At 70.8% G+C, this 21,080-nt stretch carries 20 protein-coding genes and 4 pseudogenes; 14 read left to right on the top strand and 10 right to left on the bottom strand.

Annotated elements, in window-relative coordinates; translation table 11 throughout:
* Positions 1 to 824: 824 nt before the first annotated feature.
* The 3 genes and pseudogenes from IG94_RS43860 to IG94_RS0136465 all read left to right on the top strand — a co-directional run.
* Positions 825 to 1,274, top strand: a pseudogene (locus IG94_RS43860) (sigma-70 family RNA polymerase sigma factor); the annotation flags it as partial.
* A 471-nt stretch (positions 1,275 to 1,745) separates the two neighbouring features.
* Positions 1,746 to 2,771, top strand: a complete 1,026-nt coding sequence (locus tag IG94_RS43865; protein WP_224326192.1) for an acetylserotonin O-methyltransferase — start codon at positions 1,746 to 1,748, stop codon at positions 2,769 to 2,771.
* A gap of 67 nt (positions 2,772 to 2,838) precedes the next feature.
* Positions 2,839 to 3,747, top strand: coding sequence for a LysR family transcriptional regulator (locus IG94_RS0136465; RefSeq protein WP_031047822.1), 909 nt, complete (start codon positions 2,839 to 2,841; stop codon positions 3,745 to 3,747).
* Between the two features lie 22 nt (positions 3,748 to 3,769).
* Here the strand turns inward: IG94_RS0136465 and IG94_RS0136470 are convergent, their stop codons facing one another.
* The 5 genes from IG94_RS0136470 to IG94_RS0136490 form a co-directional block, all read right to left on the bottom strand.
* Positions 3,770 to 5,017: a cytochrome P450 gene (locus tag IG94_RS0136470; RefSeq protein WP_031047826.1), complete on the bottom strand. Its 1,248-nt coding sequence runs from the start codon at positions 5,015 to 5,017 to the stop codon at positions 3,770 to 3,772.
* 119 nt (positions 5,018 to 5,136) lie between these two features.
* Positions 5,137 to 6,330: an NAD(P)/FAD-dependent oxidoreductase gene (locus tag IG94_RS0136475; protein WP_031047829.1), complete on the bottom strand. Its 1,194-nt coding sequence runs from the start codon at positions 6,328 to 6,330 to the stop codon at positions 5,137 to 5,139.
* Positions 6,327 to 6,524 (bottom strand): ferredoxin, encoded by a 198-nt coding sequence (locus IG94_RS0136480; RefSeq protein WP_031047832.1) that lies wholly within the window; start codon positions 6,522 to 6,524, stop codon positions 6,327 to 6,329. Before IG94_RS0136480 ends, IG94_RS0136475 begins: the two co-directional genes overlap by 4 nt.
* The gene (locus IG94_RS0136485; protein ID WP_372457611.1) at positions 6,521 to 7,210 is read right to left on the bottom strand and encodes a TetR family transcriptional regulator; all 690 of its coding nucleotides are present in this window, start codon (positions 7,208 to 7,210) and stop codon (positions 6,521 to 6,523) included. Before IG94_RS0136485 ends, IG94_RS0136480 begins: the two co-directional genes overlap by 4 nt.
* Before the next feature lie 139 nt (positions 7,211 to 7,349).
* Positions 7,350 to 8,288, bottom strand: a complete 939-nt coding sequence (locus IG94_RS0136490) for a LysR family transcriptional regulator (protein ID WP_031047839.1) — start codon at positions 8,286 to 8,288, stop codon at positions 7,350 to 7,352.
* 143 nt (positions 8,289 to 8,431) lie between these two features.
* On the opposite strand from IG94_RS0136490, the gene IG94_RS44445 reads away from it, so the two are divergent.
* The 6 genes and pseudogenes from IG94_RS44445 to IG94_RS39840 all read left to right on the top strand — a co-directional run bounded on the left by IG94_RS44445 (position 8,432) and on the right by IG94_RS39840 (position 14,672).
* Positions 8,432 to 8,509, top strand: a complete 78-nt coding sequence (locus tag IG94_RS44445) for a putative leader peptide (RefSeq protein WP_351848321.1) — start codon at positions 8,432 to 8,434, stop codon at positions 8,507 to 8,509.
* A 202-nt stretch (positions 8,510 to 8,711) separates the two neighbouring features.
* Positions 8,712 to 9,753, top strand: a pseudogene (sfnG, locus tag IG94_RS42225) (dimethylsulfone monooxygenase SfnG).
* Between the two features lie 35 nt (positions 9,754 to 9,788).
* Positions 9,789 to 10,352 carry an NADPH-dependent FMN reductase gene (ssuE, locus tag IG94_RS42235; RefSeq protein WP_070387925.1) on the top strand — a complete coding sequence of 188 codons (564 nt, stop codon included), beginning with the start codon at positions 9,789 to 9,791 and terminating at the stop codon, positions 10,350 to 10,352.
* A gap of 5 nt (positions 10,353 to 10,357) precedes the next feature.
* Complete coding sequence (locus tag IG94_RS0136500; protein ID WP_031047844.1) at positions 10,358 to 11,542, top strand: SfnB family sulfur acquisition oxidoreductase; 1,185 nt, start codon at positions 10,358 to 10,360, stop codon at positions 11,540 to 11,542.
* Between the two features lie 50 nt (positions 11,543 to 11,592).
* Positions 11,593 to 12,741, top strand: a complete 1,149-nt coding sequence (locus tag IG94_RS0136505; RefSeq protein ID WP_031047847.1) for an LLM class flavin-dependent oxidoreductase — start codon at positions 11,593 to 11,595, stop codon at positions 12,739 to 12,741.
* 206 nt (positions 12,742 to 12,947) lie between these two features.
* Positions 12,948 to 14,672 (top strand): serine/threonine-protein kinase, encoded by a 1,725-nt coding sequence (locus IG94_RS39840; RefSeq protein WP_052411041.1) that lies wholly within the window; start codon positions 12,948 to 12,950, stop codon positions 14,670 to 14,672.
* Positions 14,673 to 14,751: 79 nt separating this feature from the next.
* On the opposite strand, the gene IG94_RS0136515 is transcribed toward IG94_RS39840, so the two are convergent.
* Together IG94_RS0136515 and IG94_RS0136520 are read right to left on the bottom strand one after the other, a co-directional pair.
* Positions 14,752 to 14,970 (bottom strand): DUF397 domain-containing protein, encoded by a 219-nt coding sequence (locus IG94_RS0136515; RefSeq protein ID WP_031047852.1) that lies wholly within the window; start codon positions 14,968 to 14,970, stop codon positions 14,752 to 14,754.
* A complete protein-coding gene (locus IG94_RS0136520; protein WP_031047856.1) occupies positions 14,967 to 15,824 on the bottom strand; it encodes a helix-turn-helix domain-containing protein in 858 nt (285 codons plus the stop codon). The genes IG94_RS0136515 and IG94_RS0136520 overlap by 4 nt, the downstream gene beginning before the upstream one ends.
* A gap of 145 nt (positions 15,825 to 15,969) precedes the next feature.
* Here IG94_RS0136520 and IG94_RS41160 point away from each other — a divergent pair.
* From IG94_RS41160 to IG94_RS0136535, 3 genes and pseudogenes are all read left to right on the top strand, one after another.
* A pseudogene (locus tag IG94_RS41160) lies at positions 15,970 to 16,485 on the top strand (ATP-binding protein); the annotation flags it as partial.
* A gap of 226 nt (positions 16,486 to 16,711) precedes the next feature.
* Positions 16,712 to 16,969, top strand: a complete 258-nt coding sequence (locus IG94_RS0136530; RefSeq protein WP_031047861.1) for a hypothetical protein — start codon at positions 16,712 to 16,714, stop codon at positions 16,967 to 16,969.
* Between the two features lie 38 nt (positions 16,970 to 17,007).
* Positions 17,008 to 17,349, top strand: a complete 342-nt coding sequence (locus IG94_RS0136535; protein WP_211269718.1) for a PIN domain-containing protein — start codon at positions 17,008 to 17,010, stop codon at positions 17,347 to 17,349.
* Between the two features lie 266 nt (positions 17,350 to 17,615).
* Here IG94_RS0136535 and IG94_RS0136540 read toward each other — a convergent pair whose 3' ends face one another.
* The gene (locus tag IG94_RS0136540; protein ID WP_224220641.1) at positions 17,616 to 18,341 is read right to left on the bottom strand and encodes an LLM class flavin-dependent oxidoreductase; all 726 of its coding nucleotides are present in this window, start codon (positions 18,339 to 18,341) and stop codon (positions 17,616 to 17,618) included.
* Positions 18,251 to 18,802, bottom strand: a pseudogene (locus IG94_RS44260) (TetR/AcrR family transcriptional regulator); the annotation flags it as partial. The gene IG94_RS0136540 and the pseudogene IG94_RS44260, both read right to left, overlap by 91 nt.
* A 95-nt stretch (positions 18,803 to 18,897) precedes the next feature.
* Here IG94_RS44260 and IG94_RS0136550 point away from each other — a divergent pair.
* Together IG94_RS0136550 and IG94_RS0136555 are read left to right on the top strand one after the other, a co-directional pair.
* On the top strand, positions 18,898 to 19,791 hold the full coding sequence (locus tag IG94_RS0136550; protein WP_043485640.1) for an alpha/beta fold hydrolase: 894 nt from the start codon (positions 18,898 to 18,900) through the stop codon (positions 19,789 to 19,791).
* A gap of 21 nt (positions 19,792 to 19,812) precedes the next feature.
* Positions 19,813 to 20,685 (top strand): CE1 family esterase, encoded by an 873-nt coding sequence (locus IG94_RS0136555; RefSeq protein WP_031047877.1) that lies wholly within the window; start codon positions 19,813 to 19,815, stop codon positions 20,683 to 20,685.
* 228 nt (positions 20,686 to 20,913) lie between these two features.
* Here IG94_RS0136555 and IG94_RS42690 read toward each other — a convergent pair whose 3' ends face one another.
* Entirely contained in the window at positions 20,914 to 21,066 is a 153-nt protein-coding gene (locus IG94_RS42690) for a hypothetical protein (RefSeq protein ID WP_157852388.1), read from the bottom strand.
* Between the last annotated feature and the right edge of the window lie 14 nt (positions 21,067 to 21,080).

Genomic DNA, 21,080 nt, shown 5'->3' on the forward strand with positions numbered 1-21,080 from the left:
GCTGCAGTCCCGTCTCGGGGTCCAGCCTCCGTCCCCCCACCCCGCCCTCCAGGACGCCTCCGCCTGACTGGTCCCGGGACGGCCCCCGGCATCCCGGTGAAACCACCACCGGGGGAGTGGGTGACCGAGCGCGTCCGTCGAAGGACCTCGAAGGATCCTTCCGCACCACGTTGACCGACGCCGTCGTGAGCCTCCACAGATGGCGCGGTCGCTGCTCCGGCGGCGAAGAGCACCCCGTCCTCGTGCCGGTTGCGGTGGCGCCCCAGAGGTGCTCATTCACATGGCTCAGCTCGTGCCCCAACACCCTCATATCTCCGATCACTGAGGGTGGGGTCATCGCCTGACCAGGGAGGCCCGGCGGCACGTGTGCCCGGGCACAAACTGGGACGCGGCCCGAGCAGTTCCGACTGCGGACCGGGGCAACTCGCTCACTTGTTTCGGCCTCCGAGGGATGACGCATCCGCCCCAACGGAGGCCGATCAGAATCGAGTTCGACCGCAACGCGCGAGAACGTGACCTTCCCGACCCTCCAGCCGTATGGGCGCCGAGCCTGAATCCCGGTGTCCAGAGACCGCGCTTCCACTCCTGTGCCCAGACGGCGCTGACGCTCTCCGAAGAGGGTCGGACAGGGCTGGTGCGGTCGGGCCGTAAAGCGATTGACAAGGCGAAGTAGATCGCCGGACGTCACACTTCCGGTGCATCCGGGCCGCCGACCGCTGCCCCTGACCACCGACCGTCTCCTTGACGTCGCAGAACGATGGAGCGTGCCATTGAGCTGGAGTGTCATTGGTTCGAAGGGAGCCGTCTCCGACCGGGACCGAGCGATGCGTGTGATCTGCGACGAACTGGCGGGACCGTTGCACGCCTATGTCCTGAGGTTGCTGCAGGGCGACCACCATCGGACCGAGGACGTAGTGCAGGAGACCTTGCTGCGCTGCTGGCGGACTCAGGACCCCAGCGACGGCGGGTCCTTGCGGCCGTGGCTGTTCCGGGTGGCCCGCAACCTCGTTATCGATGACTACCGGCGGACGGCCCGGCGCCGGGAGGCGGACCGTGCCTGTTCGTTCGACGCTGTGCCGACGCAGTCCGACGGCATCGACCGGATGCTCGACTCGGTACTTCTCGCAGAGGCGTTCCGGTCACTGTCGAGGAAGCACCGGGAGGTCCTCTACGAGTCCTACTACTCGGACAGGTCCACACGCGAAGTGGCCGTCGTGCTCGGCATCCCACCAGGCACCGTGAAGTCACGCGCACACCACGCACTTCGAGCCTTGCGCAAGGCTCTGTGCACTGTGGAAGACGATCGGGTGAGTCCGGAGGGCAGTACTCCGTCTCTGCCTGTCACCAACCCGGCTCCGGCGGCTCACCCACAGCCACCTTCCCCTGAGCCAGCCGTCCCGGCAACGGCTGCGGACGTGGTGTTCGTCCTGAACCGACCGACCCCGGGGCGGCGGATCGCGGATCAATCGGCCAACGTGCGGGTGGGGCACAGGGCGCGGCCGAGTCACAGGAACCCCACGGGCCGGCCGGCGTCCTTCCGGCGAGTCACCCGCACGGCGCTCCACGGCTGCGGTGTCTCACCCCTCCGCCGTGTCGGGTCAGTGGGAGGAGGCCGTCAGCCGTATCGCCGCGGCAAGATCGCGGCGCTTCCTCTGGCACCGCCGCAGAACCTGGGCGTACATGGTGAAGGCGAGCGCGGAAGAACCGGGAAATCGAAGCAACATAAGATGACTGAGGTAAACGAAGTGAACAAGAATGAGCACGTGGGGCCGCCGCCGAGTGCGGCACTGCTTCCGATCCTGGGTGGGTTCCAGGTGTCGCAGGCCGCCTATGTGGTCGCCAAGCTCGGGGTGGCGACGATCCTGGAGCAGGAGGGACCGACGACGCTGGCCACGCTCGCGGAGCGCACCGGTGCCCACCCCGAGCCGCTGGCGCGGCTGGTGCGATCTCTGGCTCCCCACGGGTTGTTCAGCACTGACGGCGATACCGTGACGGCCACCCCCGTGGGAGCGCTGCTTTCGGAGAAGCACCCCGAGTCGCTGTACAACGCGGCGCTGATGTGGATGGAGACCCACTATCTGCCGTTCAGCGAGTTGCTGCACAGTGTGACCACCGGAAAACCGGGAGCCGACAAGTACCTCGGAGAACCGTTCTTCGATTACCTCAATGCCGATCCCGGTCGCTCGGCCCTCTTCAGCCGGGCCATGGGAGATGTCTCCGCCGGATTGCGCACAGGGATATTCGACGACTACCGCCTGCCGGCCGGCCGTACCGTCGCCGACATCGGTGCGGCCGACGGCAGTGTGCTTTCCGAGCTGCTCAAGCGTGACGCGGATCCACAGCGGCAGGGCATCGTGTTCGACCTGCCCACCACTGTGGAGAACGCCGAACCGACTCTTGCGGCGGCCGGACTCACCGAACGGGTGGAGTTCGTGGCCGGCGATTTCTTCGACGCCGTTCCGTCAGCGGACATCTACGTCTTGAGCCACATCCTCCACGACTGGGATGACGATTCTTCGCATCGCATACTCACCACGATCGCCGCCGCTGCCACCGTCGGCGCTCGGATCCTTATTGTCGAAGGCCTCGTTCCGCCAGGCGATACACCTCATCTCACCAAGGTGCTCGACCTCACCATGCTGGGCGTCCTGACAGGAAAAGAGCGTACCGAGGAGGAGTTCCGAAGCCTGCTGGACAGCGCCGGCTTCAGCCTCGACCGGACATTGCCCACGGCCACCCCCTACTCAATCCTCGAAGCAACCAAACGCTGACGTCCGAACCGCGGTGAGACGGCTTGTAGGGTATTGGCATCCCCTATAGCCGTCGGTGGTGGAGCGCATGAATCTGCGGCAGTACGAGTACGCCCTCGCCGTTGCCGAGGAGGGCTCCATGACGGCGGCAGCGGAGCGGCTGCGGGTCACTCAGCCGTCTCTGTCGCAGCAGATCGGCACCTTGGAGAAGCATCTCGGGGTGAAGCTGTTCACTCGCACCCCGACCGGAGTCACGGTGACGGTCGCCGGGCGGGCGTTCCTCGCGGAGGCGGAGGTCGCGACGACCGCGTCCCGGCGGGCCGTCACGGCTGCCCGCGCCGCCAACGGGGAACTGGCGGGTGAGGTGATCATCGCCGTCCACATGGGCCTGGGGGCGCGGCAGCTCGCCCAGGCGTTGGGGCAGCTTCGGCAGCGCCATCCGAAGCTGCAGGTGACGCTCCACGAGGAGCCCGACCCCGCGGACATGGAACGGCTCGCCCGCCAGGGCATCCTCGACATGGTCCTCGTGCACCGTGTCCCCGCCGGCTGCGCGTTCGACGTGCACGCTCTCGGCGAGGAGTCCTACGTCGCCGTGCTGCCAGAGGGGCACCCGCTTCTCGCGGACGGCGGGGCCCTGCGCCTGGAGGACCTGGCGTCGGAGGGGTGGATCCGGTTCCGGCGGGCCAGCCTGCTCGACGACTACCTCGCCCGTCTGCTCGCCGACGCGGGCCTCGGCCCGAACACGGTGGCCCGAGCCTCCCAGATCTCCACGGCGGTGCGGCTCGCGGCCCAGGGGCTCGGTGTCACCGTGGCCCCGGCTTCGGCCATCCCCGAGGGATTCGAGGAACTGGCCCGTCCACTCCGGCCCTCCTTGACCGAGCCCGTCCTCGTCGGTGTGCGCCGCCATCCGAGTCCGGCGGAGACGGCCGTGCTCGACCATTTCAGGCAGCAGAACTGGTCCGGTATGGACCTGCTCACCCGGTCCGCTTCCGTCTGAGCGTGCGCGACCGCCGGCCGAGTCACCAGCTGACCGGCAGCTCGTGCAAGCCGTAGATCACCGCGTCGTACTTGAAGCGCGTCTCCTCCAGCGGCACCTCGGCGCGCAGGGTGGGGATGCGGCGGAACAGGGTCGGGTAGAGGACCTGCAGTTCCAGGCGGGCCAGGGGCTGGCCGATGCAGTGGTGCGTGCCGCCGCCGAAGGCCTGGTGCTGGCGGGCGTTGCGGGTGATGTCCAGGCGGTCGGGGTCCTCGAAGACCAGCGGATCGCGGTTGGCGAGTTCGCCGAGGAGGATGACGCCCTCGCCGGCCCCGATGGTCTGCCCCGCGATCTCGATGTCCGCCAGGGCGGTGCGCCGGCGTCCGAGGTGCACGATGCTGAGGTAGCGCAGGAGTTCCTCGACGGCGCCCACCACGACCCGGGGGTCGTCGGTGTCGCGGACGACAGCGAGCTGGCCGGGGTGCTGGAGCAGCAGCAGCGTGCCCAGGCTGATCATGTTGGCGGTCGTCTCGTGGCCGCCGAGCAGCAGGAGTACGCCCATGGTGGCCGCCTCGCGCCGGGTCAGTTCGCCGTCCCGGACGTGGCGGCCCAGCTTGGACAGCAGGTCGTCGCCCGGCTCGGCGATCTTCTCGCCGATCAGGTCGTCGAGGTAGTCCCCGAGAGCCTTGTGGGCGCGTCCGCGCTCCTCGCCGGTGGCCACGGCGGAGACCAGCGTCTTGCTGTTCGTCTGGAAGAACTCGTGGTCGTCGTAGGGGACTCCGAGCAGTTCGGAGATGACCAGGGACGGGAGGGGAAGGGCCAGGGCCTGGACGAGGTCGGCCGGGTTGGGGCCCGCGAGCATCTCGTCGACGAGCCGGTCCGTCATCCGCTGGACCGCCGGGCGCATCGCCTCGACCCGCTTGATGGTGAAGGTGCCGCTGATCATGCGGCGCAGCCGGGTGTGCTCCGGGTCGTCCATGCCCACGAAGCTCAGGTCCGGCCGCTCCCCGTGGGCACGGCTGTGCCGGGGGTCGATGGGGCTGGGGAAGCCCGGGTTGGCGAAGTCGACGCTCAGGCGCGGGTCGGAGAGCAGGACCTTCTGCTCGGCGTGACCGGTCACCACCCAGGGGGTGCTGTCCCCCCAGGAGCGGACGCGGCGGACCGGGCCGTGCTCCGCCAGCGCGCTCAGTTCCGGCGAGGGGGCGAAGGGGCAGGCCGACGAGCGGGGCGCCGGGAAGTCGGGGATGCCGGGGGTGCGGGAGGTGTCGGGGGCGGCCGGGTAAGTCGTCATGGGATTCCTCAAGTGGACGGGGGAGAGGTGGGGTTGCCGGGCGGCGGCGCATGAGGCACTCGCCTCACCGGCGTCGCGGCGCCAGCCGGCGTCAGGCGGTGCCAGCCGGCGCCAGGGCTTCACGGCGCCGCGTTCTCGAGTGGTCTCGTGTAGTGGTCGACGATGCTCGCCCGGTGCAGCCGGGTCTGCTTCGGCATCCGCCAGCCGAGGACGCCGACCGGCCCTCGCGGACCCTCGTGGCGGACCACGAAACGGCCCTCGGCCGGGTCGCCCGCGACCACCTCGGCCCGGGATTCGGCCGACAGCAGGCCGAACACCTGCACCTTCACGTCGTACTGGTCGGTCCAGAAGTACGGCACCGGCACATAGGGGCGGTCCTCGCCCATGATGTCGCCGGCCACCGCCAACGCCTGTTCCGTGGCGTTGGTGCGGTTCTCCAGGCGCAGCAGCCGCCCCAGGCCCCGGTGGTGCCAGCGGGCCACGTCCCCCACGGCCCACACCCCCTCGGCCGCCCGGCAGCGGGCGTCGCACACCACGCCGTCGTCCAGTACGAGGCCGCTGTCCGCGAGCCAGTCGGTGGCCGGGGAGCAGCCGACGGCGGCCACGACGACGTCGGCCGGCAGTTCCTCCCCGTCGCTCAGCCGGACGCCCGTGACCGCTCCGTCGCGGGACAGCAGGGCGTCCAGCAGTACGCCGGTGCGCAGCGCGACGCCGTTGCGGCGGTGCAGGTCCGCGAGGTGTCCCGCGGCCAGCGGCCCCAACTGCCCGGTCATCGGCGCGGGCTGCGGGCCGACCAGGTACACGGCCGGTCCCATCGAACGGGCGGTGGCCGCCGTCTCCGCGCCGAGGACGCCGTCGCCCACGACCACGACCCGTCCGGCTCCCAGCAGGTCCGAGCGCAGGGCGAGAGCGTCGGCCACGGTCCGGACGACGTGTACGCCGCGCAGGCCGTCCTGCCCCGGCAGCTCGCGGGGTCTCAGGCCCGTGGCCACCACGACGGCGTCCGCCGTCACCGCCGCGCCGAAAGCGGTACGGACACTGCGCCGCCCGGCGTCCAGGGCGACGGCCGGGTCGCCCAGCAGGAACTCCGCGTCCAGCGCGTCGAGCGCGTCCGCCGTGCGGAGTTGGGCGCGCGTGGGCTCCCACGCGCCGGAGAGGACCTGCTTGGACAGGGGCGGCCGGTCGTAGGGTGCGGCGTCCTCGGCGCCCAGCAGGGTGAGGCGCCCGCCGAACCCCTTGCGCCGGAGCGCCTCGGCGGTGGTGAGGCCGGCCGCCGAGGCGCCGACCACCAGCACGTGCTCGGGGATGCTCACGCTTCGTCCAGGTGGATGGCGGCCGCCGGGCAGACACTGGCGGACTCGCGTACCAGGCCGTGGTGTTCGGCGGCGGGTTCCGCGTCCAGCAGGACGACGATGCCGTCCTCGTCGCGCTGGTCGAACACCTCGGGCGCGATCAGCACGCACTGGCCGGCGCCGCAGCACTTCTCTTCGTCGACGGTGATCTTCATGGTGCTTCCTCGGTGGGGGAGGGCGGATGGGGAAGGGGCTGGGTCACGGGGGCCGTGAAGAGGCCGTAGATCGCGTCCTCCAGCTCGTCGGCGGTGTCCGACCAGGTCTGGGAGGGCAGGGCCGTGGCGTCGGCCAGGTCCCGTTCCCGTTCGGCACAGGTGTGGGTGATGAGGTTGCGGGCCATGCCGCCGCGTCTTCGGCGCACCCCGGGGTCGAGCCCGGACAGGCGCTGCTCCAGACCGCGGATCACCGTGGCGAGCCCGGGGCGGGCGAGCGCCTCCTCGGTGACCAGGTTCCGGGTGAGGGGGTCGGTGAGCACCTGGACGGTGCACCGGGCCTGCCAGGACGGGGTGCCCAGCCCGGCCAGGTGCTCGGTCACCGGCCGGACCAGGCAGCGCACCCACTCCCGCAGGCCGGCACCCTCCGCGACCTCGGCCGCGTGCCGCGCTCTCAGCAGATCGACGGCTTCACCGTGCCGGGCCATGACGGCGCGCACCAGATCGAGGCGGGTGCCGAAGTGGTAGTGGACGGCCGCGATGTTCCCCTGGCCGGCGGCCTCGCTGACACTCCGGTTGGAGACGGCGGCCAGACCCTGCTCGGCGTAGAGCCGTTCGGCCGCCGCGAGGATCGCCGCACGGGTGGCCGCCGAGCGGTCGCCCGCCCCCGACCGGGCGGCGCTCACCACGTGACCGACCGTGCGCGCATGGGTGCTCCAGGTGTGGGGGAGTCCGGATGTGGGGGAGGGGGAACCGTCGTGCAGTAGGAAATCGCAAGCCGGTAAATAAATCAAGCGATTGAATTAAGTCTCTCGGAGATCGGCCTCGTCAGTCCCCCTGGGGGCCCTCCGCGCCGGTGTCCCGCCCGCCGTTCAGCTCCCGGGCCCGGCGCACGAAGGTTCCGTGCAGGTCCTCGGCCGCCTGCGGTACGGCGTCCGTGCGGCGGCGCTGCAGCATCAGCCGTACCTCCGTCGTGTCCCCGGCGAGCGGCCGGTACGTGATCGTGCCGAGCCGCTCCAGCGGATCGCCGACGACGCTGAAGTCCGGCAGGACCGTCGCCCCCAGTCCCTCGGCGACCATCAGCTTGCCCATCTCCGCGCCGTCGGTGGAGTACGAGAAGGACGGCGTGCGCCCGCCCAGGTACCGGTGGACGTACCGGTGCATCACGTAGCCGGTGCGCATCGCGATCAGCGGCTGGGCGAGCAGGTCGGACGCCGAGACCGCCGGCAGGGCGGCGAGCGGGCTGTCGGGGCGCACGCAGACCACGGGCCGGCCCCGCAGCAGCTCGGTGGAGTGCAGACCCGCCGGCAGGTCGTCGCCGTCGAGGTGGTTGACCAGGCCGAGGTCGAAACCGCCCTCGGCCAGCGAGCGGTGGATGTCGGCCTGCTGTGCCGCGACCACCTCGATCTGGGTGACCGGATGCGTGGCCCGGAACTCCCGCACCACCGGGACGACCAGCGGGACCGTCGCCGCGTTGACCGTCCCCACCCGGACCATCCGGCTGACCCGGTGCTGCTCACCGGCGGCCGTGCGCAGCCGGTCCACCGCCTCGAGGACCCCGACGATGTGCGGCAGCAGTTCCCGCCCCTCGGCGCTCATCGTGGCGCCGGACCGCTTGCGCTCCAGGAGATCGACCCCCAGCTCCCGTTCCAGGTTCCGGACGGTCTCGCTCAGCGCGGGCTGGGAAAGGCGCAGCTCGTCGGCGGCCCGGCGGAGAGAACCGAGCCGGGTGACGGCCGCGATGTATTCGAGCTGTTCCGTACGCACGGCCCCAGAATTCTGTCCCGGTCGCGGCCCGTGCAAGGGTTTCCCTGTCACACCTTCGTGAAATTCAATGGTCCGTGATGCGAGACCTATCGGGTTTACCTTGACTGCCGCGTACGGACGCTGCCACGATCTGGGACATGAAGATGCGACTGGAACTCACGCGGCGACGCCATGTCGACCTCGCGCGCGTAGCCAGCGCCTCCTGTTGCGCCGCGGCCTGATCCCTCCTCCCTCTCCGATCCGCCGCCGCACCTCCCCCTGGAACGGCCGCCGTCGCCGGTACGGCCGTGTTCCCGAACGCATGCCGAATTCCGGGCATTCACGCGCCCGTTGAGCCCGTTGAGCCCGTTGAGCTTGGTGGGATCGGCTCTGAATTCGGCGCGTTCCCGAGGGTGGCGTCACATGTCATCAACAGGAGTACGCATGTCCGCAGCGCCCGCGAAATTCGCCTACTGGGTCCCCAATGTCAGTGGCGGCCTGGTCACCAGCAAGATCGAGCAGCGTACCGACTGGGGGTACGAGTACAACCGCGAACTCGCCGTCCTGGCCGAGAACAACGGCTTCGAATACGCGCTGAGCCAGGTCCGCTACATGGCCAGTTACGGCGCCGAGTTCCAGCACGAGTCGACCGGCTTCAGCCTCGCCCTCCTGCTGGCCACCGAGCGGCTGAAGGTCATCGCCGCCGTCCACCCCGGACTGTGGCACCCGGGCGTCCTCGCCAAGTTCGGCGCCACCGCCGACCACCTCTCGGGCGGACGCTTCGCCGTGAACGTCGCATCCGGCTGGTTCAAGGGCGAGTTCACCGCCCTCGGCGAGCCCTGGCTGGAGCACGACGAGCGCTACCGCCGCTCCGAGGAGTTCATCCGCGCCCTGCGCCAGATCTGGACCGAGGACCACACCGAACTCGCCGGGGACTTCTACCGGCTGCGGGACTTCTCCCTCGAGCCCAAGCCCCTCAACACGCCCGAGCGGCCGCACCCGGAGATCTTCCAGGGCGGCAACTCCACCGCCGCCCGCGCCATGGCCGGCCGCGTCTCCGACTGGTACTTCTCCAACGGCAAGGACTTCGACGGCGTCGTCGAGCAGCTCGCCGACGTCCGCGCGGCGGCCGACCTGGCGGGGCGTACGCCGCCGAAGTTCGGGCTGAACGGCTTCCTCATCGCCCGGGACACCTGGGGCCTGTCGTCACATTCCCGTCTGCCCGGCGACGCCATGCACGCACTCTCGCCGCACCGGGCGCCGACCACGTACAACCAGTACGCCGGTCGACGCCCCCCCCGAGCAGATCGCGGAGCGCATCGTCGCTTACCGGCGGCTCGGCGTCGACCTCTTCCTGCTCGGCTTCCTGCACTACCACGAGGAGGTCCGGTACTTCGGCGAGCGGGTCCTGCCGCTCGTACGCGAACTGGAGGCCGGGCTCCCGGACCCGGAAACGCGGTCGGACTCCCCGGCCCTGCACGCCTGACCGCCGCCCCCCTCACGACCACCGAAAGAGGACCCATGGCCACCGTCCTGTCCCTCTCCGGCAGCCCCTCCGCCTCCTCCCGCACCAACCGCCTCCTGCGCCACCTCGACCAGCGGCTCGTCGCCCAGGGCCACCGGGTGACGCCCCTCGACGTGCGGACCGTCCCGGCCGAGGCCCTGCTCGGCGCGGACTTCTCCCACCCCGCGATCGTCGCGGCCCGCGACCTGTTCGCCGAGGCCGACGGCGTCGTCGTGGCCACCCCGGTCTACAAGGCGGCCTACTCCGGCGTCCTCAAGGCCCTGCTCGACCTGCTCCCGCAGTACGCCCTGACCGGCAAGACCGTGCTGCCGCTGGCCACCGGCGGCTCCACCGCCCACGTCCTCGCCCTCGACTACGCGCTGCGGCCGGTCCTGACCTCCATGGGCGCCGCCCACGTCGTACCGGGCTGGTTCACCCTGGACAAGGACATCACCGCGCACGAGGACGGCTCCCTGACCGTCGCACCCGGGGCCGCGGAGGCGCTCGGGCAGGTGGTCGACCAGTTCTCGGCCGCCCTCGGGCGGGCCGACCGCGCCCCGTACCTGAGCGCGGCGAGCTGACGGCCGTGCCCGCACACGTCATCGCCGACGACGCGGAGGCCCTCGCCGTCGCCACCGCCCTGGCCGACGAGTTCCGCCCGGGCGCCTCCGCCCGTGACTTCGAACGCCGGTTGCCGCGCGCCGAGTTGGACCGGCTGTCCGCCTCCGGTCTGCTGGCCGTCACGGTCCCCGCCGACCACGGCGGAGCGGACGTCCGCGCCACCACCCTCGCCGAGGTCTTCCGGCTGCTCGCCTCCGCCGACGGCAGCCTCGCCCAGATCCCGCAGAGCCACTTCGCGTACGTCAACGTCATCCGCCGCCAGGGCACCGAGGAGCAGCGGACGTTCTTCTTCGCCGAGCTGCTCGCCGGACGCCGCTTCGGCAACGCGCAGTCCGAGGCCGGCACGAAGCACGTCCAGGACATCCGCACCCGCCTGACCCGGCGCCCGGACGGCTCCTACGCCCTCGACGGCGTCAAGCACTACTCCACCGGCGCCCTGTTCGCCGACTGGATACCGGTACTGGCCCGGACCGAGGACGACAACCTGCACGTCGCCTACGTCCCGCGCGACGCCCCCGGCGTCACCGTGACCGACGACTGGGACGGCCTGGGCCAGCGTACGACGGCCAGCGGAACCGTACGCCTGGTGGACGTCGCCGTACCCGCCGACCGTGTGCTGCCGCACCACCTCACCTTTCAGGGCCCTCAACTCCACGGCGCGGTCGCCCAGTTGCTGCACGCCGCCATCGACGCCGGTATCGCCGCCGGGGCGCTGGCCGAGGCCGCCCAGTTCGTCCGCACGAAGAGCCGGCCGTGGTTCGAGAGCGGCGCGGAGACGGCCGTCGAGGACCCGCTGCTCGTCCAGCGCTTCGGCGAACTCGCCCTGGCCGTGCGGGCGTCGGAGGCGCTGCTGAGCGAGGCCGCCCGGACGGTGGACGCGGCCTCCGCCGGCCTCACGGACGACTCGGCCGCGGAGGCGTCGATCGCGGTGGCGGCGGCCAAGGTCCAGGCCGCCCGGACCGCCGTCGAGGTGGGCAGCGCCCTGTTCGAGGTGTCCGGCACCCGCGCCGCCCTGGACTCCCTCAACCTGCACCGGCACTGGCGCGACGCCCGCACCCACACCCTGCACGACCCGACCCGCTGGAAGGTCCAGCACATCGGCCGCCACGTCCTCACCGGCACCCGCCCGCCCCGCCACGGCCTGCTCTGAGGCCGGCCACCCCCTGACGACACCCCCCGCGCCCGATCGGAGAACCCGACGTGTCCCTCACCTTCCACTGGTTCCTGCCCACCAACGGCGACAGCCGGCACGTCGTCGGCGGCGGCCACGGCACCCCGGCCACGGCCTTCGGAAGGAACCGGCCGCCGACGGTCGCCTACCTCGGCCAGATCGCCCGCGCCGCCGAGGACCTGGGCTTCGTGGGCGCGCTGACCCCGACCGGCGCCTGGTGCGAGGACGCCTGGCTGACCACCGCCATGGTCTCCCAGGTCAGCGAGCGCCTGAAGTTCCTGGTCGCCTTCCGCCCCGGCGCCGTCTCGCCCACGCTCGCGGCCCAGATGGCGGCCACCTTCCAGTGGCAGAGCGGGGGCAGGCTGCTGCTCAACGTCGTCACCGGCGGCGAGACCCACGAGCAGCGGGCCTACGGCGACTTCCTGGACAAGGACGCGCGCTACCGCCGTACCGGAGAATTCCTGCACATCGTCCGGGAGTTGTGGCAGGGCAAGACCGTCGACCTGGACGGCGAGCACCTGCGGGTCGAGGACGCGAAACTGGCGCGCGTACCCGACCCGGTGCCCGAGGTGTACTTCGGCGGGTCCTCGCCCGTCGCCACCGAGATCGCCGCCGCGTACACCGACGTGTACCTCACCTGGGGCGAGCCGCCCGCGCAGGTCGCCGAGAAGATCGGCCGGGTCCGTGCGCGCGCCGCCCGCGAGGGGCGCACGGTGCGCTTCGGCATCCGGCTGCACGTCATCACCCGCGACACCGCCGAGCAGGCGTGGGCGGAGGCGAACCGCCTCCTGGACGGCTTCGACCCGGCGACCGTGGCGCAGATCCAGGCCGGACTGGCGCGCAGCGAGTCCGAGGGGCAGCAGCGCATGCTCGCCCTGCACGGCGGCGGCAACCGGGACGGCCTGGAGATCCACCCGAACCTGTGGGCCGGGATCGGCCTGGTGCGCGGCGGCGCGGGCACGGCCCTGGTCGGCAGCCACGACGAGGTCGCCGAGCGCGTCAAGGAGTACCACGCCCTCGGCATCGACGAGTTCGTACTCTCGGGCTACCCGCACCTGGAGGAGGCGTACTGGTTCGGCGAGGGCGTTCTGCCCCGCCTGGCGGCCCAGGGCCTGTGGCAGCACCCGGACGGCGACCGGCGGACGCCGTCGGAGTCCCGGGTCCCGTTCGCGGGCTGACCGGCCTGTCCCCACGGTGCCCCTAAGGGCAACGTCACTCCGGCGTCCCGCGATTGGAGCAGAACCACCCACCGGTGTCGGTATTGTTGCCACCGTCTTTTTTCTTCGGCCCGGATCTGTTCGTGTCCGGGCCTGCCCGTGTCGCCGCGGTGGGGGCCGCGAGGGGCGCGGTCACTGGGTGGTAGCGAGAGGGATGTGAGGGACCGGTGCTGACCGGCGTTCCTGATCAGCAGGCCGACGGGGGCTCCGGGCGCGTGATCGCCGGCCGCTACGAGCTGCACGACGTACTGGGCCGAGGCGGCATGGGCGTCGTCTGGCGGGCCCACGACCAGCTCCTGGACCGGCAGGTCGCCGCCAAGGAACTGCACATCGCCACCGAGGGCGACGAGGACCACCGGACCCGGATGCGCCGCGCGGTCCGTGAGGCGCGCGCCGTCGCCCGGGTGCCGCACCCGCATGTGGTCGGCGTGCACGACCTGGTCGAGTTCGAGGACCGGCTCTGGATCGTCATGGAGCTGGTCCGGGGCCCGTCCCTGGCGGCCGAGGTGGAGCGCTCCGGCCCGCTCACCCCGGCCCACACCGCGCGCCTCGGCGTCCAGGTCCTGGCCGCCCTCAAGGCCGTACACCGGGCGGGCACGCTGCACCGCGACGTGAAACCGGCCAACGTGCTGCTGCGCCCCGACGGCAACGCGGTGCTGACCGACTTCGGCATCGCGGCCCTGGACGACGGCGAACTGCTCACCTCCACCGGCCAACTGGTCGGCTCCATCGAGTACATGGCGCCGGAGCGGGCCATGGCGCAGGAGGCGGGTCCGGCGTCCGACCTGTGGTCGCTGGGCGCCACGCTGGTCACCGTCTGCGGCGGTGAGTCGCCCTTCCGCCGCCCCGCGTACGCCGCGACGCTGCACGCCGTCGTGTACGAGGAGCCGGTGCTCCCGCACTCCCTCGGCCCGCTCCGGCCCGTCGTCGAGGCCCTGCTGCGCAAGAATCCGGCCGAACGCCCCGGCACCGACGAGGTGGCCGCGGCCCTGAGCGCCGTCGCGGAGGGCCGGACGGACATCGCCGCGCTGCCCGCGGCCGGCGGCGGCCCGGGCTCGACCCAACTCTCCGCCCCGGCCCCGGTCCCGGCCCTGCCCCCGGCGCCCACGGCCGCGGGCGGCACCGCCCCCGACGCCGTCACCACCATCGTCCCGAGCCCCGGCCCCTCGGCCCGGGCCGGCGACACCCGGCTGGCACCGCCGCCGACCGGCCCCCAAGGCACGGCCCTGCACGCCGCCGCGACCGTGCACGGCCCGGCGCACCAGGCGGACGGCCCGGGGTCGGGCCAGGCGGGCGGCGTCGGAAGACCGCTGGCGTGGTCGCTCGGCGGACCCGTCGCGCTCGTCGCCGTCGTGGGCGGCGCACTCTTCCTCTCCGGCGTCCTGCCCTTCGGGGGCGACACGCAGGACCGGGCCGACGACAAGTCGGTGGTGACCCCCGCCCCGCAGGGCTCACCGGTGGCCTCGCCCGTCGTCGAGACGCCCACGGTGGCCTCCTACGAGAAGACCGTGGACGCCCACGAGGGCTGGCAGCCGGTCGAGAACGCGGTGGTCGTCGCGGGCGACACCGTCACCGTGAGCTTCCGCGCGGGCGAGTGGACGGTCGACCAGGAACTCATGCCCCTGACCGGACCGGGCGGCTACGACGAGGAGACCGACAAGCGCCTGGAGTTCGCGGCCAAGTGCAAGATCGTCCCCGACGCCTCGTTCGGCGCACTGGTGACCCGCATCGCGGACACGGACGACGCCCCGGCCCTCGCCATCGGAGAGGGCAAGACCTTCAAGGCGGGCGGCGAGGGCCTGGTCCAACTCCGCGTCAACGACGCCGAGGGCTGCCTCGACGACAACATGGGTCAGGTCAGCGTGGTGGTGGAGGTCACGCACACGCCGTGACCGACCGCCGGTCGCCGCCGCACGGGACGATCCCTGCCGCCCGACGGTGACCGGCTGGGCGCGCGCGACGGTACGGGTGTCAGCCGCGCTGCTCCGAGGCGGCGGCCAGTTCGACGAACCCGGCCCACGCGGCCCGCGGCACCGCGAGCACGGGCCCGGCGGTGGCCTTGGAATCGCGGATGTGCACGGTTGCCGTACCGGCCGCGATCTCTATGCAATCGCCGCCCTCGGTTCCGCTGTAGCTGCTCTTGAACCAAGTGAGGCCGGAGACGACGGTCGAGGACTCAGCGTTGTTCATAGAGATCCCAGCACCCCTTCGATGAACTCCAGTGACTCCCGCGGACTGAGAGCCTGAGATCGGATGATCCCATAACGGGCCGCCGCGAGAGTCGACTGTTCCGGGTCGGTCTGCAAGGAGCCGATTCCTTGAGCCTCGGCGTACGCGAACTTTTTGCCGTCCCTGCGGGAGACGACAGTGAAAGGCCCGTTCACGCCCGCGTTGTCCTCGCGATCGACAGGCATGACCTGGATCTCCACGTTACGCCTCTGGCCCATCAGCAGCAGGTGTGCCAACTGACCGCGCAGTACGGAGTTGCCGCCGTACGGACGTCGTAGGACCGACTCGTCCAGTACGAAGCTCAGTATGGGAGCGGGGCGCCGGTCGAAGATCTCCTGCCGTGCCAATCGCGCCTCTACGCGGTGCTCGATGGTCTCCTCGTCCAGAGGAGGACGCCTCATGGCGAGCACAGCCCGCATGTACTCCTCGGTCTGGAGCAGCCCCTTGACCACTATCGTGTCGTAGGCCACCAGCTCAATGGCTTCCTTCTCCAGCGTCGCCATCCCCTGGAAGAACACCGGATACTGGGCCCGTTCCACCTCCTCCTTCCACAGGCACAGCAGTCCGCCGGCCCCCAGTACCTCGTCCGCCCGGTCGATCGTCGCGGGCGACGGGATGCGCCGCCCCTGCTCGAACGACGCGATCGTGGCCGCCGAATACCCGATCCGGTTCCCGAACTCCCCCCGGTCCAGCCCCTCCCGCAGCCGGAGCGCCTTCAGGGTCTGCCCGAACGCCCCGACGACACCCTTTCCGGCCCCGTCCTCGGGACGGCGCCCGTCCTCGCCGCCGTCCTCACCACTCACGACCTCCGTCATGGAACATCGCCTCCTTGATCCAACGCCCGGCCGGGAGCGCTGTCACGCCGCGCGCTTCGTACTCGCGGAGGCGCAGTGCGTACAGCAGATCGCGTCAGTGCGTCACCACTGGTCACGCTACGCGACCGACGCGACCTTGGTAGCCATGACGAGCGAGCCCACCAGCACCCCTCAACGCACCAACCTCAGCCCTCACTTGCGCAACACGTCGCCCACTCCAGTGACAGCGACAGCGACCACGCACCGCACCTTCGAGATGCGCTTCACCTCCACCGCGCGCGGCGCCCGCCTCGCCCGCCGCCTGGCGGCCGCGCGGTTGGACGACTGGGGTGTGCCGTACGGAACGGACGCGCACGACGCCATCGTGCTGATCACCGCCGAACTGGCTGCGAACGCCGCCGTACACGGCCACGTCCCCGACCGCGACTTCCACCTCCGACTGCATCTGTACGCCGACGCCCGCTCCACGACCGTCCGCGTGGAGGTCACCGACACCCGCGCCGAACGCGTCCCACCGCGCCCCGCAGCGGTGGCCGCCCCCGCTCCCGGCACCACCGAGACCGGCCGTGGCCTGCTCCTGATCGCCGCCCTCGCCACCCGCTGGGACTGGCACCCGCGCGCCGACGGCCCGGGCAAGACGGTCTGGGCCGTGTACGAGGTCGAGTGCGATGCCTGGCTCAGTCGGCCGGCCGACGAGGCCGAGTCCGAGGGGGTCGAAAAGTCCGTCTCACTCGAAGAGATGTCCGCCTTGACGGCCGGAACGCCTGTCCGGCCCCGTGGGACGGTAGAGCGTGCTCAACAAACCCCCACGGCTCGGACGCCCGGAACGGCGATGGACGGGTACGTACTCGTACCCGTACCCTGGTAATCCAGATCGAGGAGGCAGCATGTCCGACGCCAACGTCCGTATCCCGGCCGAAGCCCGTGACAGGCTCGCCCGTATAGCTTCCTCTGAAGGCATGTCCCTGAGGGGGTACCTCTCCCACCTCGCCGAGACGCTGCTCACGCCCGAAGAGCGAGCAGAGCGCGCCGAGCAGACTCGCGTCGCCCTGCGCGAGTGGAACGGCTACGACCCGAGCCCCAGCGAACAGGCGGCTCTCGACGCCGAACTCGACCGACGGCTGAGTGAAGCAGGCGCCAGGTGACGACAGAAGCTCTGCACGTCGTCCTCGACGACACCGCGATGGTCGCGGCCGGCAAGGGCAACGTGCTTGCCTCCAGGCTGATCCATCGTGCTCAGACCGAGGCCGGCTGGTTCCTCTACGCCCCCGCCTGTGCCCTGGTGGCGGCGGACCGCATCCGGCCCGGCACCGCGGAGCATCTCGCCGCGCTGCCCGGGGTCGCCGTCCTGGAGCTGGATCTGTCCGCCGCGCTCGCCGTGGCCCGCGAGACCTCCTGGGCTCCGGCTCACGTCCGGTATGCCGCCGAGCCCACGGCCGAACGTCCGAACGGCGCGATGATCGCCACCATCGCACCCGAGGCGTGGAAGGGGCAGCCCGTCCGTCTCATCGACCTCGGGCCCTGATGTCTCCGCATCCGGCGGGCCGTCAGGCCCCACCCGTGGAGGGGGGCGTGATCGATTCCGGTCGTTCCGGTAGCGGTTCCATGCCGTCCGGGGCCTCCGGCTCGGCAGCCGCCTGACGGCGCGGGAGCACCGGCCGATCGGCCACGACGAGGTCGATGCTCACTTCCCCCGGGAGGAGCTCAAAACGAACTTACTCAAACGGGTCATAGTATGGAAGAAACGAGTAACCTTACAGTTACTTTGAGTGGCTCTCCCGATTTACCGTCTCACCCGGCCCCCGGCATCACCCGCTCCGCGATGAGCCGCAGCTGTGTGTTCACGTCTGCCGTGTCCGGGAGGTCGCCGCCTGTGAAGGTCTTCACCAGGGTGCGGTCGGTGATGGCGCAGATCATGTGGTTGACGCCGCTGGGGGCGATCTCCCTTTCGATCTTCTCCCGGCACTCCTCCGGTGTGCCCGCGACCGAGAGGCGGTCGGCGATCTCCGGGGTGGTGAGTTCGATGCCGCATGCCAGGTCGCCCGCGCCGATCGCCTCGACGACCGGTTCCAGCTCCGCCGGATCGACGCCGTTGCGGCGCAGTTGCTCCGTCGGCATGGAGGAAGCGTAGATGCCGACCATGCTGCGGGCCGCCTCCTTCGCCGTCGCCGAGTCCGGGCCCGCGGCGAAGACCACCCAGGCCCCGATGTCCAGCGCGCGCCAGTCCTTGCCGGCCCGCTCCGCGCCCGCCCTGATGTGCTGTACCGCGTAGTCGTAGGCCTCGCGGGTGTAGCTGAGGGCGTGGTGGCAGCCGTCCGACAACTCCCCGGCCGCCTCGAAGGACCTCCTCGGCCCGCGCATGGCGCCGATCTTCAGCGGGAGGGGGGCAGAGCCGCTGGTTTGACAGACCCGCGGTGCAGGCCGGTGAGGAGCAGGTCGAGGTAGCGCAGGCCGAGCGTGGCTCGTTCGGTCGGGTCGAGGGCACTCTGGATGTTCGCGGCGTAGGCAACGCCGCACAGCAGAGGGGTCATGTCCGACTCGGTGACGCCGGAATCGATGACTCCCGCCGCGTGCGCGCGTGCCAGCAGCTCGGCGAAGGCTGTGACGAGCCTTCGTTTGAGGTCGCCGGTGTGCTCCAGGGCGTCAGTGCCCGCGGCGAACACCGGAGGGAGCGCCGGGTCGGTCAGCAGGACTTCGATCGCTGCGGCGAGGAAATCACGCAACGCCGTCCAGGGGTCGTCTTCGGCCAATGCGTGCTCGGCCTGCCGCAGCAACTTCTCGACGGCAGGCAGCGCGACGGTCTCCAACAGCGCTTCCGGCGTCGGAAAGTGCCGGTAGACGGTGGCCACGCCGATGGATGCGGTCCGCGCCACGTCGTTGAGCTGCAGAAGTCTGCCGTCATCGACGTATCGCCGGGCGACCTCGATGATGCGTTGCCTGTTCTGGGCGGCGTCCTTGCGCAACGGTGGCGTGCTCATACCCACACCATAACCGTATGGGGTATCCGGTTGTGTTACGTTGAAGCGGATGACTCATCCGCTTGTGGTTTGGGTCCGGCAACGAGGAGACGCCGATGCCTTTCACCGTGGACGCCGTCCCGCACCTTCCCGCCGGGTTCGGCGACACCTTCACCAGCCGCACCGTTGACGTCGACGGCGTCGAACTGCACGCCGTGGTCGGCGGGACCGGCCCGGCGCTGCTTCTGCTGCCGGCGTGGCCGCAGTTCTGGTACGGCTGGCGGCTGGTGATGCCTGCTCTCGCCGAGCACTTCACGGTGGTGGCCGCCGACATGCGCGGCATGGGCGCCAGCGGTAAGCCTGACGGCGGGTACGACGCAGTCACCCTGGCCGACGAAATGACCGCCCTGATGGCCTCTCTGGGCCACGACAGTTTCCACGTCGCGGGCTACGACATGGGGATGATGGTCGGCTACGTGCTCGCCGCTCGCCATCGCGACCGGGTGACCAGGCTCGTGCTGGCCGAGGCCGTCCTCGCCGGCTTCACCCCGCTGCCTCCGCTGCTCATGCCCCCCGAGGTCAACGAGCTGGCCTGGCACTTCGTCTTCAACCGTCTGGCCGAGATCAACGAGCGCATGGTGTCCGGGCGCGAGGAGATCTACTTCGGCTACCAGTTCGCCACCAAGGCCGCATCACCCGAGGCCATTCCGCAAACTGCGGTCGACGTCTACGTCGATGCCCTGCGCGACCCTGCCGCCTTGCACGCGAGCTTCGAGTTCTACCGCGCGGGAGAGTCGGGGGACCAGGTGGTCGCGCTGGCCGCCGAGGGGCCGCTGGACATTCCGGTTCTGGCCATCGGCGGCGAGTACGGCATGCGTGATGGCGTCGAACAGGCGGTGCGGCAGGTCGCATCGGACACCAGCGGCGCCATCGCTCCAGGTGCGGCGCATTTCCTGCCCGAGGAAGCGCCCGAATGGATGGCGCGCACCCTGATCGACTTCTTCGCCTGAACCGTGAACCGAGGGAACACCATGTCCAGCCTCCTCGAAGCCACCCGCGGCAGCGTCACCGTCGCCGGGGCCACCCGCACCTTCACTCTCGTCGGCGCCGCAGCGCCGGGCGATGCCAAGCCACTGATTCTGGTATTCCACGGATCCCGCCAGACCGGCGACAAACACCGCGCCTTCACCGGCGGCGTCTTCGACGCGCTCGCCGCCCGCGGTGCGCTGGTCGCCTACCTCGACGGCTTCCGCGGCAACTGGAACGACGCCCGCCGCGAAAGCCGCTTTCCGGCCCGCCTGGCCGACATCGACGACGTCGGCTTCACCCGCGCGGTCATCGCCACATTCGCCTCGGACCGGCGCGTCGACCCCAGCCGTGTCTACGCCGTCGGCTACTCCAACGGCGGCCAGATGGTCATCCGCCTCGCCCATGAGGCTCCCGACCTGCTGGCGGGTGCGACGGTGATCGCCGCCACCATGCCCGCACCGGAGAACTTCCTCGCTGGTCAGGCGCCCCGGGCGTCCTTGCCGGTCTTGTTGATCCACGGCACCAAGGACCGCATCGTCTCCTACCGGGGCGGCACCATGAACTGGGCCCTGCGCACCCTCTTCAAAGTAGGCGGCGCGACCTGGTCGGCCACCCGCACGGCTCGCTACTTCGCCGAGCGCAACGGGATCACCACCGAACCCGTGACCACCCGCCTGCCGAAGAAGACCACGGCCGACCCCACTGAAGTCGAACGCACAACGTACGAGGCGGAAGGTGTCCCCCCGGTGGTCCTCTACACCATCCACCGCGGCGGCCACACCGTCCCCGCTCCCTCCTCCGCCCCGGCACTCATCGGCAAGACCAGCCACCAGATCGACACAGCAGATCTCATCACCCAGTTCTTCGACCTCTGAAACGCACGTGCTCCCGCCACCGTCCGGTGCCTCCGGCTCGCCAGCCGCCTCGGCGCTGCGGTCCTTGCCGGCCCGCTCCGCGCCCGCGCGGATGTGCCGTACCGCGTAGGCGGCTGAGCCTGTACTGGGCATGCGAGGCGGCGCCGGGACTGTCCAGGGCTCGCGGCGAGTCGAAAGTTTCGGACATCGATATCTTGATTTCCCAAGTGGAGCTGGGGTGACCTTTGTTCAGGCGGCTTGGGGATTCATGAAGTGAGGCTTGAAGTGCAGTGATGATCGACGTGTGAGCGTGTGTGTGATCTCGAAGGTTTCGAAATATTTACCGAAACCGTTGACGATTGACGCGTGCAGGCCAACACTGGCGCCGTCGTACTGCTCCACCTCCAGAGAGGAAG

Origin of the sequence: Streptomyces olivaceus (assembly GCF_000721235.1) — a bacterium.
In the GTDB taxonomy this organism is placed as follows: Bacteria; Actinomycetota; Actinomycetes; order Streptomycetales; family Streptomycetaceae; genus Streptomyces; species Streptomyces olivaceus.